The organism is Achromobacter sp., from assembly GCF_050285565.1.
Classification (GTDB): Bacteria; Pseudomonadota; Gammaproteobacteria; order Burkholderiales; family Burkholderiaceae_B; genus Achromobacter.
This window is the reverse complement of sequence record NZ_JBLZXG010000011.1, coordinates 7,112-20,392: the sequence shown is the minus strand read 5'-3', so window position 1 is coordinate 20,392 and position 13,281 is coordinate 7,112. Positions and strand designations below refer to the sequence as shown.

At 67.8% G+C, this 13,281-nt stretch carries 10 protein-coding genes; all 10 read right to left on the bottom strand.

The window, feature by feature from the left end; translation table 11 throughout:
- Nucleotides 1-6 precede the first annotated feature (6 nt).
- Genes ACN6O8_RS21800 through rsmH form a run of 10 tightly spaced genes read right to left on the bottom strand, consistent with a single transcriptional unit; the run spans nucleotide 7 to nucleotide 13,280 of the window.
- On the bottom strand, nucleotides 7-957 hold the full coding sequence (locus tag ACN6O8_RS21800; RefSeq protein WP_427993082.1) for a D-alanine--D-alanine ligase: 951 nt from the start codon (nucleotides 955-957) through the stop codon (nucleotides 7-9).
- Entirely contained in the window at nucleotides 954-2,360 is a 1,407-nt protein-coding gene (gene murC / locus ACN6O8_RS21795) for a UDP-N-acetylmuramate--L-alanine ligase (protein ID WP_427993081.1), read from the bottom strand. The genes ACN6O8_RS21800 and murC overlap by 4 nt, the downstream gene beginning before the upstream one ends.
- Nucleotides 2,357-3,436, bottom strand: a complete 1,080-nt coding sequence (gene murG / locus ACN6O8_RS21790) for an undecaprenyldiphospho-muramoylpentapeptide beta-N-acetylglucosaminyltransferase (RefSeq protein ID WP_427993080.1) — start codon at nucleotides 3,434-3,436, stop codon at nucleotides 2,357-2,359. The genes murC and murG overlap by 4 nt, the downstream gene beginning before the upstream one ends.
- Entirely contained in the window at nucleotides 3,433-4,626 is a 1,194-nt protein-coding gene (gene ftsW, locus ACN6O8_RS21785; RefSeq protein WP_427993079.1) for a putative lipid II flippase FtsW, read from the bottom strand. The genes murG and ftsW overlap by 4 nt, the downstream gene beginning before the upstream one ends.
- Nucleotides 4,623-6,155, bottom strand: coding sequence for a UDP-N-acetylmuramoyl-L-alanine--D-glutamate ligase (gene murD / locus ACN6O8_RS21780; RefSeq protein ID WP_427993078.1), 1,533 nt, complete (start codon nucleotides 6,153-6,155; stop codon nucleotides 4,623-4,625). The genes ftsW and murD overlap by 4 nt, the downstream gene beginning before the upstream one ends.
- Nucleotides 6,152-7,321 carry a phospho-N-acetylmuramoyl-pentapeptide-transferase gene (gene mraY / locus ACN6O8_RS21775; protein WP_427993077.1) on the bottom strand — a complete coding sequence of 390 codons (1,170 nt, stop codon included), beginning with the start codon at nucleotides 7,319-7,321 and terminating at the stop codon, nucleotides 6,152-6,154. The genes murD and mraY overlap by 4 nt, the downstream gene beginning before the upstream one ends.
- Complete coding sequence (gene murF, locus ACN6O8_RS21770) at nucleotides 7,311-10,172, bottom strand: bifunctional UDP-N-acetylmuramoyl-L-alanyl-D-glutamate--2,6-diaminopimelate ligase MurE/UDP-N-acetylmuramoyl-tripeptide--D-alanyl-D-alanine ligase MurF (protein WP_427993076.1); 2,862 nt, start codon at nucleotides 10,170-10,172, stop codon at nucleotides 7,311-7,313. The genes mraY and murF overlap by 11 nt, the downstream gene beginning before the upstream one ends.
- Nucleotides 10,169-11,896: a peptidoglycan D,D-transpeptidase FtsI family protein gene (locus ACN6O8_RS21765; protein ID WP_427993075.1), complete on the bottom strand. Its 1,728-nt coding sequence runs from the start codon at nucleotides 11,894-11,896 to the stop codon at nucleotides 10,169-10,171. Before ACN6O8_RS21765 ends, murF begins: the two co-directional genes overlap by 4 nt.
- Complete coding sequence (ftsL, locus tag ACN6O8_RS21760) at nucleotides 11,893-12,183, bottom strand: cell division protein FtsL (protein WP_427993074.1); 291 nt, start codon at nucleotides 12,181-12,183, stop codon at nucleotides 11,893-11,895. The genes ACN6O8_RS21765 and ftsL overlap by 4 nt, the downstream gene beginning before the upstream one ends.
- Nucleotides 12,183-13,280 (bottom strand): 16S rRNA (cytosine(1402)-N(4))-methyltransferase RsmH, encoded by a 1,098-nt coding sequence (gene rsmH / locus ACN6O8_RS21755; protein WP_427993073.1) that lies wholly within the window; start codon nucleotides 13,278-13,280, stop codon nucleotides 12,183-12,185. The genes ftsL and rsmH overlap by 1 nt, the downstream gene beginning before the upstream one ends.
- Nucleotide 13,281: the final 1 nt, after the last annotated feature.

The following is a 13,281-nucleotide window of genomic DNA, read 5'->3' as shown; positions in this document are numbered from 1 at the left end:
TCCGGGTCAAGTATTGCGGGCGGCGCTGTGCAACTTGCACGAGGCGTCGGCCAGAATCGCCACGCACAGCTCGGCATAGCTCATGCCGGTGGCGCGGGCCGCCATCGGCACCAGCGAATGGCTGGTCATGCCGGGCGAGGTATTCATTTCAAGCAGCCAGGGGCGGTTATCGGCGTCCAGCATGAAGTCGGCGCGGCCCCAGCCTTCGCAGCCCAGCGCGCGATAGGCGCGCACCGCGATCTCGGCGACTTCCTCGGCCACGGCCGGCGGCAGCGCCGCCGGGCAGAAGTACTGCGTGTCGTCGGAGAAGTACTTGTGCTCGTAGTCGTAGTTGCCGCCAGGCGCGGCGATCTCGATCACCGGCAGGGCGCGCGCGCTCTTGCCGCCGCCGAGAATGGCCACGGTCAGTTCGCGGCCCTGGATGAACTGCTCGGCCAGCACCTCGGCATCGAACTTGGCGGCCAGGGCGTAGGCTTCTTTCATGTCGGAATAGCCCACCACCTTGGTGATGCCCACGGTAGACCCCTCGTGCGGCGGCTTGATGATCAGCGGCAGGCTCAGGCGGTCGGGCACCAGGCGCAACTCGGTATCGGCATCCAGCAATTCGAATTCCGGCGTGGGCAGGCCATGCTGCAGCCAGACCCGCTTGGTCATGGTCTTGTCCATGGCCAGGGCTGAAGCCAGCGGGCCGCTGCCGGTATAGGGAATGCCCAGCAGTTCCAATGCGCCCTGGATCGAACCATCTTCACCAAAACGGCCGTGCAGCGCGATGAACACCCGCTCGAAACCCTCGGCGGCCAGCTCGGCGAGGCTGCGTTCGCCGGTGTCGAACAGGTGCGCGTCGACGCCGGCGCTCAACAGCGCCTGGTGCACGCCGGCGCCGGACATCAGGGACACTTCACGTTCGGCGGAACGGCCGCCATACAACACCCCCACTTTGCCGAATTTCGCGCTCATGCCAATTCTCCAATCTGGGCCGGGACCTTGCTGATCGAGCCGGCCCCCATAACGATCACCACGTCGCCATCGCGCACGAAATCGACCACCGCCTGCGGCAGGTCGGCCACATCCTCGACGAACACCGGCTCGACCTTGCCGGCCACACGCAGGGCGCGCGACAGGGCGCGGCCGTCGGCGGCTACTAGCGGCGGCTCGCCGGCCGAATAGACCTCGGTCAGCAGGACCGCGTCGGCCGTCCCCAGCACGCGCACGAAATCCTCGAAACAATCGCGGGTGCGCGTGTAACGGTGCGGTTGGAACGCCAGCACGATGCGGCGCTCCGGCCAGGCGCCGCGCGCGGCGGCCAGCGTCGCGGCCATCTCCACCGGATGGTGGCCGTAGTCGTCGATCACCGTGAAGGTGCCGCCGCCATGCGCGGCCGGCACCGGGAATTCGCCCGTCTGCGTGAAACGGCGGCCCACGCCCTTGAACGACGCCAGCGCGTCGCGGATCGCGTCATCGGACACGCCCAGCTCGGTCGCCACCGCGATCGCCGCCAGCGCATTGCGCACGTTGTGCAGGCCCGGCAGGTTCAGTTCCACCTGCAGCGGCGGCAACAGCGTATCGCCCTGGCTGCGCTGCACGTTGAAGCGCATGCGCGTGCCGTCGGCCTGCACTTCGTAGCCGCGCACCATGGCCTCTTCGTTCAGGCCGTAGGTGGTGATGGGGCGCGACACGAACGGCATGATCTCGCGCACATTGGCGTCGTCGCTGCACAGCACCGCGCTGCCGTAGAACGGCAGGCGCTGGGTGAATTCGATGAAGGCGCTCTTGAGGCGGGCCACGTCGTGGCCATAGGTGTCCATGTGGTCCGCGTCGATGTTGGTCACGATGGCCATCACCGGCAGCAGATTCAGGAATGAGGCGTCGGATTCGTCGGCCTCGACCACGATGTAGTCGCCCTGGCCCAGACGCGCGTTGGCGCCGGCGGAATTCAGGCGCCCACCGATCACGAAGGTCGGATCCAGGTCGCCGGCGGCCAGAATGCTGGCCACCAGGCTGGTGGTGGTGGTCTTGCCGTGGGTGCCGGCCACCGCGATGCCGCGCTTCAGGCGCATCAACTCGGCCAGCATGATGGCACGCGGCACCACCGGAATACGCGCGGCACGGGCCGCGATGACCTCGGGGTTGTCCCCCGCCACCGCGGTCGAGGTGACGATGGCACCGGCGCCGGTGACGTTGCTGGCGACGTGGCCGATGGCGATCTTCACGCCCAGGCCGGCCAGGCGGCGCGTCACCGCCGACTCGTTCAGGTCGGAACCGCTGATGGTATAGCCCAGGTTGAGCAACACCTCGGCGATGCCGCTCATGCCGGAGCCGCCAATGCCTACGAAATGGATATGTTGGATTCTGTGTTTCATGATGAACGCCCCGCTGCCTGTTCACAGACGTCGGCGATGTGTGCCGCCGCTTCCGGGTGCGCGTGCGCGCGGGCCCGTTCGGCGACGGCTTGCAGTTCTTGTCGATTGCGCTGGCCCAGCCAGTGCGCCAGCCACTCGGGGTTCAAGGCGCTCTGCGGCTGCAGCCAGGCGGCCTGCGCGTCGCTCAGGAAGCGCGCGTTGGCGGTTTGGTGGTCATCGATGGCATGCGGGAACGGCACGAACAACGCCGCCACGCCCGCCGCGGCCACCTCGGACACCGTCATGGCGCCCGCGCGGCAGATCAGCAGATCGGCGTCACCCATGGCGCCGGCCATGTCGTCAATGAAGGCGCGGCAGTCGGCCGCCACGCCCGCCTCGGCATAGGCTTGTTGCAGCGCAGGCAGATGTTGCTCGCCCGCCTGGTGCACCACCCGCGGACGCTGCTCGAGCGGCAACCGCGCCAGCGCCTGCGGCACGGCGGTGTTCAGGGCCTGGGCCCCCAGGCTGCCGCCCACCACCAGCAGCCGCAGCGGACCGCCGCGGCCAGCGTAGCGTTGTGCCGGATCGGGCAAGGCGCACAGGTCGGCGCGCACCGGATTGCCCATCGCCTCGCCCTTGGGCAGCACGCCGGGAAAGCCGCTCAACACGCGGCGCGCCATGCGGGCCAGCCATTTGTTGGCGGTGCCGGCCACGGCGTTCTGCTCGTGCACTACCAGCGGCGTGCCGCGCAGCGCCGCGATGACGCCGCCCGGAAAGGCGACATAGCCGCCCATGCCGAGCACCACGTCCGGACGCACCGAAGACAAGCGCGACCAGGCTTGCGCGAAAGCGCGCACCAGCAGGAACGGCAGTTTGAGCAGCGCCGCCGCCCCCTTGCCGCGCACACCGGCGAAACGCAACGGCACCAGCTCGATGCCGCGCGGCGGCACCAGCTTGCCTTCCATCTTGTCGGGATTGCCCAGCCACAGCACGCGCCAGCCCCGCTGGCGCAGCACATCGGCCACGGCCAGGCCGGGCATGATGTGTCCGCCGGTGCCGCCGGCCATGATCAGGATGGTGCGCGAGGCGGCGGTCATACCCGTCCTCCGCGCATCATGATGCGGCTTTCCACATCCACCCGGATCAGCATGGCCAACGCGCACAGGTTCATCACCACGCCCGAACCGCCATAGCTCATCAGCGGCAGCGTCAGGCCCTTGGTCGGCAGCAGCCCCAGGCACACGCCCATGTTGATGAAGGCCTGCACCCCGAACCACATCGCCACGCCATGCGCCACCAGGCCCGCGAAGGTGCGTTCCATGGCGATGGCCTGGCGGCCGATGTCGAAGCCGCGGTAGACGATGATGGCGAACAGCGAGATCACCAGCATCACGCCAGCGAAACCGAGTTCCTCGCCCACCACCGCCATCAGGAAGTCGGTATGGGCTTCGGGCAGGTAGTGCAGCTTCTCGACGCTGGCGCCCAGGCCCACGCCCAGCCACTCACCGCGCCCCAGCGCGATCAGCGAGTGCGACAACTGATAGGCGCTGCCGTAGGCGTTGTCCTCGTTCCAGGGATCCAGGTAGGCGAACAGGCGCGCGCGGCGCCACGGCGACAGCCAGATCAACATCAGGAAAGTGCTGACCAGCACCGCCAGCAGGCTGCTGAAATACTTGCCGTTGATGCCGCCCAGAAACAGGATGCCAATGGCAATCGCCACGATCACCATGAACGCGCCCAGGTCGGGCTCGAGCAGCAACAGCATGCCAACGCCGGCCAGCGCGAACGCCATCGGCAGGAAACCGCGGGCGAAGGCCTGCATGTGTTCCTGCTTGCGCACGGTGTAATCGGCGGCGTAGAGCAGCGCCGCCAACTTCATCAGTTCGGAGGGCTGGAAGTTCAGCGGACCCAGCGGGATCCAGCGATGCGCACCGTTGACCTCGCGGCCGATTCCCGGAATCAGCACCGCCACCAGCAGCACCATCGCCACCACGAACATCGGCACCGCCAGGCGCTGCCAGACACGGATAGGCACCGCCAGCACGACCGCGCCCGCCACCAGGCCAGCGCTGATGAACAGGCCGTGGCGGATCACGAAATAGTAGCGGCCATAGGAGGCATAACGCGGGCCATCGGCCAGCGCGATCGACGCCGAATACACCATCAGCAGGCCAAGCAGCAACAAGGTCGACGCCGCAATCGCGAGCGGCATGTCGAAATTGCGCATGCGGGTACGGCCGGGCCGTACGGCATTGACGCTGGCGGTGAGATCGGCGATCAGACTCATGCCACCTCTCCCCGGTCGCGGGCCAGGTCTTCGACCTCGTCCACGAACACTTGCCCGCGATGCGGGTAATTACGGAACATGTCCAGGCTGGCGCAGGCGGGAGACAACAGCACCACATCACCGGCCTGTGCCAGCTCGGCGGCGCGGCGCACCGCGTCGCGCAACGACGCCACGGCGATGCAGTCGACGCCGCTGGCGGCCAGCACCCGGCCGATCTCGGGGCCGTCCTGGCCAAGCAGCAACACGGCGCGCGCGTGGCGCGACACGACCGGAACCAGCGGCGAGAAGTCCTGGCCCTTGCCCTGGCCGCCGGCGATCAGCACCACTGGCTGGCCCATGCCTTCGAGCGCGGCCACGGTGGCGCCAACGTTGGTGCCCTTGCTGTCGTTGATGTAGTCCACGCCGCCGATATTGCGCACGAAGGCGGCGCGATGCGGTTCGCCGGCATACTCGCGCAAGGCGCGCAGCATGGGGCCCCACCCCAGATCGAGGCAGCGCGCCAACTGCAATGCCGCCAGCGCGTTCAAGGCATTGTGAATGCCGCGGATGCGCAAGGCATCGACCGGCATCAGGCGGCTCATGCGGCCTTTGGCGCGCACCGGCTCCGGCGCGTCCTTCTTGCGGCGCACCGGTGCCACCGGCTCGTCGAAATCGACCGGCTCGGCCGCCACCAGCCAAGCCACGCCCTGGCCCAATTCCAGACCCATGTCGCCGACCAGCTCAGGCACGTCGCGGCCAAAGCTGCGCACCCGCATGGCGTCCAGCGACGGCACCATGTCCACGGTATACGGATCATCGCGGTTGACGAGGGCGATGCGCGTCATCGTCAGCAGCCGCGCCTTGGCCCGCGCATAGGCATCCATGCCGCCGTGCCAGTCCAGGTGATCCTGCGTCACGTTGAGAACGACCGCCGCATCCGCCATCAGCGTATGCGTGGTCTCGAGCTGGAAACTGGACAACTCCAGCACCCACACCTGCGGCAGATCGTCGGCCTCCAGCGCCTGCATCAGCGCGGTCAGCGCAGCCGGGCCGATGTTGCCGGCGGCCCGCACCGACAGGCCGCTGGCCGCGACCAGATCGCGCGTCAGCGCGGTAACCGTGGTCTTGCCGTTGGTGCCGGTCACGGCCAGCACGCGCGGGCGGTATTCACGGGCCTCGGCCAGTTCGGCCAACGCCCGCGCAAACAACTCGATCTCGCCGATGACTTCGATGCCGCGGGCCTTGGCCTCGCGCAGCAGATCGCCGGCCGGCGCGCCTTCGGGCGCGAGCCCCGGGCTGACGACCACCTGGTCCACGCCGTCCAGCAGCGCCAAGTCGAAAGACGTATCGCAACCCAGGCGGTATTCGACCTCGGCCTGCGCCAGCGCGTCGCGCAATGCGGCCAACCCGCCCGGCTCCGCGCGCGTATCGGCCACCCGCAGGCGAGCGCCCTGGCGGGCGCTCCAGCGTGCGGCGGCGACACCCGACTCACCCAATCCAAGGATCAGGACGAGCGGCGCATCGGCGCGGGAGGTTTCCATCGTATTCATCGCAACTTCAGCGTAGAGAGGCCAATCAGCACCAGCATCATGCTGATGATCCAGAAACGCACGACCACCTGGGTTTCCTTCCAGCCGCCCACTTCAAAGTGATGATGCAGCGGCGCCATGCGGAATATGCGTCGACCTGTTCCATAACGTCGCTTGGTGTACTTGAACCACGTCACCTGGATCATCACCGACAGGGTCTCGACCACGAACACGCCGCCCATGATGAACAGCACGATCTCCTGGCGCACGATGACCGCGATGGTGCCCAGCGCGCCGCCCAATGCCAGCGCGCCGACGTCACCCATGAAGACCTGTGCCGGATACGCGTTGAACCACAAAAATGCCAACCCGGCGCCCCCGATGGCCGCGCACAGCACCATCAATTCCGAGGCCCCGGGGATATACGGGAACAACAGGTATTTCGAATAGTCGACGCGGCCGACCACGTAGGCGAAGATGCCGAGCGCGCTGCCCACCATCACGGTGGGCATGATGGCCAGGCCGTCCAGGCCATCGGTCAGGTTGACGGCGTTGCTGGTGCCGACAATCACCGCCCAGGTCAGCGCCACGAAGCCGAGCACGCCAAGCGGATAGCTGACGGTCTTGAAAAACGGCACGATCAGGTCGGCGCGCGTCGGCAGCGACATCGTGAAGCCGCTGCCCACCCAGGCCTTGAACAACGGCCACAGTTCGGTGTTGGCCGGCGCCGACACCGCAAACGCCAGGTAAACCGCCGCCACCAGCCCGATCGTCGCCTGCCAGAAGAACTTCTGGCGCGCCGGCATGCCTTCCGGATCGCGATAGACCACCTTGCGGTAATCGTCCATCCAGCCGATCCAGCCGAAGCCGAAGGTCACCAGCAGCACCACCCACACAAAGCGGTTGGTCCAATCGGCCCACAACAGCGTGCTGATGGCGATGGAGATCAGGATCAACACGCCGCCCATGGTCGGCGTGCCGGTCTTGACCAGGTGCGACTCCGGGCCGTAGGTACGCACCGCCTGGCCGATCTTCATCTCGGTCAGCTTGCGGATCACGCGCGGGCCGGCCACCAGGCCGATCAGCAGCGCGGTGGCACACGCCAGCACCGCGCGCAGCGTGATGTATTCGAACACGCCCAGGGCGCGCACATCGTCGGAAAGCAGACGGGCGATCTCAAGCAGCATGGTGGTCTCCCTGCCCCATGGACGCCTGTCCGTCATTCGAAGTCAAAGCCGTCACTACCCGCTCCATGCGCATAAAGCGCGATCCCTTTATCAATACGCAGGACGCGCGCAGGCCGCGCAATGCGGCAACGACTTCGTCTACCGATGCGCAGGCGTGCGCGCCCGTGCCGTAGGCGGCCGCGGCCGCCCGGCTGGCATCGCCTAGCGTGATGAGCGCGTCGAGGCCAAGCTCGCGCGCGTAGTTGCCCACCTCTTCATGCATGGCGGGGCCGTTGTCCCCGACCTCGCCCATGTCGCCCAGCACCAGGACACGGATGCCGGCGATGCGCGCCAGCACGTCGATGGCGGCGCGAACCGAGTCGGGATTGGCATTGTAGGTGTCATCGATGAGCAACGTTCCGTCACTCAATTTTTTGTACTGCATGCGGCCCGCCACCGGGCTGAAGCCGGCCAGCGCCCGCACCGCCACGTCCAACGGCACCCCCGCGGCGATACCGCTGGCGATCGCCGCCAGCGCATTGCGCAGGTTGTGCACGCCGGGCACGGGCAGCGTCAGATCGGCATTGCCCACCGGCGTCACCACGCGGCAGCGCGTCGAATCGACATCCGCCAGAATCTGCTCGGCATACACGTCCAGACCGGGCTGCAGGCCAAAACGCAGCGCGCGGCGCGGCGCGGCCAGTTGGCCCCAGATGGCCGCGTAGGGCTCGTCGCCGGGATAAACGGCCACGCCGTCGGCGGGCAGCGCCGCGATGGCGGCACCGTTTTCCAACGCCACCGCTTCCACGGTGTGCATGAACTCCTGGTGCTCGCGCTGGGCGTTGGTGACCAGCGCCACGCTCGGCGCCGCGATGGCGGCCAGTTGGGCGATCTCGCCCGGGTGGTTCATGCCCAGTTCGAAGACGGCGGCGCGATGCTCCGGCCGCAGGCGCAGCACGGTCAGCGGCACGCCGATATCGTTGTTCAGGTTGCCCGCCGTCGCCAGGCGTCCGGCCTCGCCCTGCCAGCCGGCCAGCATCGCGGAGATCATTTCCTTGGTGGTGGTCTTGCCGTTGCTGCCCGTCACCGCCACCACCGGCAGCGTGAAACGCGCTCGCCAGGCCGCGCCGATGCGCATCAGCGCTACGCGGGTGTCACCCAGCACCAGTTGCGGCAGGCTCGATTCCGGCACCGCATGCGCCACCACGGCGGCGCAGGCTCCCCGCTCGGCGGCCTGATCCAGGTAGTTGTGGGCGTCGAAGTTCTCGCCGACCAACGCCACGAACAATTCGCCGGCGCCGATGCGCCGGGTGTCCGTGGACACGCCCTTGACCAGCGGCAGCAACAGCGCCAGCCGGGCCCATTCACGATCATCGAACGGCAGCTTTTCGCCACCGATATCCTGGTAGGTCTCATGGCCCTTGCCGGCCAACAGCACCACGTCTTCGGGCGCGCTGGCCCAGACGGTCTGCATGATGGCGCGGGCGCGGTCGACCTGAACTTCGGCACCTGCCTCGGCCGGAATGCCCGTCAGGATCTGCGCCACGATGGCTTCGGGCGACTCGGTGCGTGGGTTGTCGCTCGACACCACCACATGATCGGCCAATTCGGCGGCGATGCGGCCCATCTCCGGCCGCTTGCCGGGATCGCGCTCTCCGCCGCAGCCGAACACGCACACCAGGCGGCCGGCACGCGCCTGCGCCACCGGACGCAACGCGGCCAGCGCGCGCGCCAGCGCATCGGGCGTATGAGCGTAGTCGACCACCACCAGGGCGCCGCGGCCACCGTTGACCTGGGTGCTGGTTGCCACGGGTTCCACGGTCTGCAGGCGGCCGTCGACCGGATCGGTCGCGGCCAGCTCGCGTGCGATCTGCGCGAACGGCAGGCCCAGCTTGTACAGTACCCCGGCCACCAGCAGCAGGTTCGACACGTTATGCGCCCCCAGCAGGCGCGTCACGATCTGCGCCTCGCCATGCGGCGACACCAGCGTGAAGATCTGCCCCTGCGCGGTGGCCTGCAGGTCGCGCGCGCGCATCGCGGCGGGAATCGCGGCATCCGCACTCAGGCTGTAGCCCATCACGGACACCTCCGACGGCAGCGCGGCGATCAGGCGGCGCCCGGCAGCGTCGTCGGCGTTGATCACCGCGGCGTTCAGGCCCGGCCAGCGGAACAGGCGCGCCTTGGCGGCCTCGTAGCGTTCCATGGTGCCGTGATAGTCGAGGTGATCGCGGGTCAGGTTGGTGTAGGCGGCCAGCGCCACCCGCACGCCATCCATGCGGCCCTGCTCGATGCCGATCGACGACGCCTCCATCGCCACCGCCTTGGCGCCGGCGTCGCGCATGGCGGCCAGCAGGCGGTGCACGGTCAGAACGTCCGGCGTCGTCAGGCTGCCCCCCAGCGTCTGCCCGTCGGGCAGCACGGCGCCCAGCGTGCCGATGGTGCCGCAGGGCTTGTCGTTGCGGCCCAGCGCATGGGCGATCCATTGCACCGACGAGGTCTTGCCGTTGGTGCCGGTCACGGCCACCACGGCCAGAGCCGCCGACGGCCGGCCATACCAGGTGTCGCCCAGCTCACCCAGCAGGGCGCGCAGGCCGATCACCGGCAGTATCGGCGTCGCGCCAGCGGCGGCGGCCTCGATGGCCTCGGTCGCGGGCGCCTCGAACAACACCGCGCTGGCGCCCAGCGCCAACGCTTTCTCTATATATAGACGGCCATCGCTGGACAGCCCCGGGCAGGCGACGAACACGTCGCCCGGCTCGATCTCGCGGGAGTCCAGCTTCAGGTGCGCGGTCAACGACACGCGCGAATGCAACCACGCCACGGCTTGTTCGACCGTGGCGACAGAGGATGAGAGGAAGCCCTTGGCGCTCATCTGCCTGGCTCCTTGATACCAGCAACAATTGTCGATTCGAAGGGCGCATCCGGCCGCACCCCCATCAGCCGCAGACTCCCACCGACGATGTGAGAGAACACGGGCGCGGCGATCGCGCCGCCGTAATAACCGCCCACGGTGGGCTCGTCGATCGAGACGGCCACCACGATCTTGGGATCGGATACCGGCGCAAAGCCGACGTACGAACTGCGATAGCGCTGCATGCTGTACTTGCCGTCGACGATCTTGCGCGCGGTGCCGCTCTTGCCGGCCACCCGGTAGCCCTGCACCTGCGCCGCCTTGGTGCCATCCGGCCCCGTGGCGGCTTCCAGCATGCCGCGCACCAACGCGGTGGTCTTGGGCGTGTAGATCTTGACGCTGGTCGGGTCGCTGTCGCGCTTGACCAGCGTCAGCGACACCATATCGCCATTGCGGGCAAACACGGTATAGGCGCGCGCCACCTGCAGCAGCGACACCGACAGGCCGTAGCCATAGGCCATGGTGGCCTTCTCGATCAGGCGCCAGCGATCCCACGGACGCAGGCGGCCGGGCGCCGCGCCGGGAAAGCCCACCTGGGGCGCCTGGCCCAGGCCCAATTCAGTGAAACGATCCCACATCTCGCGGGACTCCAGCTTCTCGGAGATCATCGTCATGCCGATGTTGCTGGACTTGCGCAACACGCCGGCCACGTCCAGCGTGCCGTTGCGGCTGACGTCGCTGATGGTGCTGCCTTGATAGCTGAAGCGGCCGTTGCCGGTCTCGAACAGGGTCGAGGTGGTGATGCGGCCCAGGTCCAGCGCCAGCGCGGCGGTGAACGGCTTCATGATCGAGCCGGGCTCGAACGTGTCGGTAATGGCCTGGTTACGCAGATTGGCGCCGTGGAAGGTCTCGCGCTTGTTGGGATCGAAGGTCGGCACATTGGCCAGCGCCAGGATCTCGCCCGTATGCACGTCGACAACCACCGCGGTCGCACCCTTGGCCTGGTGCTTGTCCATGGCGTCCTTCAGTTCCTTGAACACCAGGTATTGCAAGCGGGTATCGATCGACAGGCGCAGGTCGCGGCCGTCCACCGGCAGCGTCACGGCCTGCACGTCCTCGATGACACGGCCCAGCCGGTCCTTGATGACGCGCCGGCTGCCCGGACGGCCCGACAACTGCTGATTGAAGGTCAGTTCGACACCTTCCTGGCCCTGGTCCTCGACGCTGTTGAAACCCACCACATGGGCCATCACGTCGCCGTCCGGGTAATAGCGGCGGGTCTCGGGCTGCTGGTGCACACCCGGCAGGCCAAGCTGTTTGATCTTGTCAGCCACGTCCATCGAGACCTGGCGCTTCAGATAGACGAAATTCTTGTCTTCCTCGACCCGGCGGCGCAGGTCGGCGATCGGCGTTTCCAGCAGCTTGGCCAACGAATCAAGCTGGCTGGGCGTCGCCTGTTTCAGGTCTTCGGGAATCGCCCAGATGGCGCGCGCCGGCACACTCGAGGCCAGCACCGCGCCATTGCGATCCATGATCTTGCCGCGGGTGGCGGCCAGCGTCAGGGTGCGCTCGTAGCGGCGCTCGCCCTGCTGCTGCAGGAATTCGGTGGACAATCCTTGCAGGAACAGCGCGCGACCGGCCAGCACGGTGAAACCGCCGAACAGCAGGATCAGCACCAGACGGGCGCGCCAGGTCGGCAGTTGCCCGCGCAGCACCGGATTGTCGAAGAACGGGACGCGCTTCATTGGGCACCTCCGCTGGTCGGCACCGGCGCCTGATTCAGATACAGCGTGCGGTCGGGCACGATCGGGATCATCTTCAGGCTATCGCGCGCGATCACGTCGACCCGCGCATTGCGCGCCAGCTCGGCACGCTCGAGCTGCAGACGCCGCCAGTTGGTCTCCAGGTCGCGCGCCTGCGCCTGATCGCGGCCCAGCTCGACAAACAGCTGGCGCGACTGATACCGGCTGGTGACCAGGGAAATGGCCGACAGCATCAGCAAAGCCGCAACGATCAGGTTGACGCGACCCATCAGCGACGCCCTCCCTTGCCGCCCCGGCGAGGCGGCGGAGCCAGATCGCTGCCGGGCAGCGAACCGATTTTCACGAAGGCCATGCCGCCCTCGGCAGGCAAGGGCGTGGCGGTGCGTTCAGCGACGCGCAGCACCGCCGAACGGGCGCGCGCATTGGCCGAGACCTCGTCGTCTTCGGCCAGCACGCGCCCCAGGGAACGCAGCACCGGCTGGGGCATTTCGCTTTCGCGCAGGGGCAGGCGCGCATGCGCGGCGGCCGGACGCGCCGCCGCCGCGATGCACTGCTTGACCATGCGGTCTTCAAGCGAATGAAAGCTGATCACCGCCAACCTCCCCCCCGGGGCAAGCAGGTCTAGAGCTGACGCGAGGGTGCGCGCGAGCTCTTCGAGTTCCCGATTGATGTAAATCCGTAAAGCTTGAAAGGTGCGTGTGGCCGGATGCTGCCCCTTTTCGCGCGTGCGGACGGCGCTGGCGACGCACTCGGCAAGCTCGAGCGTGGTGCGCAGCGGCCTTGTTGCGCGGCGAGCAGCAATCGCCTTTGCAACCTGAAAAGCAAACCGTTCTTCGCCATAATCCGCTATGACCTCCCGCATCTCATCCACACTGGCTTGCGCCAGCCAATCCGCCACCGTGGGGCCACGAGTGGTGTCCATCCGCATGTCGAGCGGGCCATCCCGCATGAACGAGAAACCGCGCTCGGCATCATCGATCTGAGGCGACGACACGCCCAGATCCAGCATCACGCCATCGACCTTGTCGATGCCGAGCTGCCGCAATTCTTCGGCCATGGTGGCAAAGCCGCCATGCACCACCGACACCCGGGAATCCGCCGCCGCCAATGCATTGGCCACCGCGATCGCCTCGGGATCCTTGTCGAACACCACCAAGCGGGCAGCCGGGCCAAGGCGGCCGAGCAACTCACGGCTGTGGCCGCCGCGACCGAAGGTGCCATCCACGAAGACACCCCGTTCCGCGCGGGTAGCCGCGGCCGGCTCGTCCTGGGCGACCGACCGGGCCGCGCCCTTGCCGCCGAAATCGGCCAGCAACAGCGCGTCCACCGTCGGCTCCAGCAGGACGGGCCGATGTTCGAATTCCATA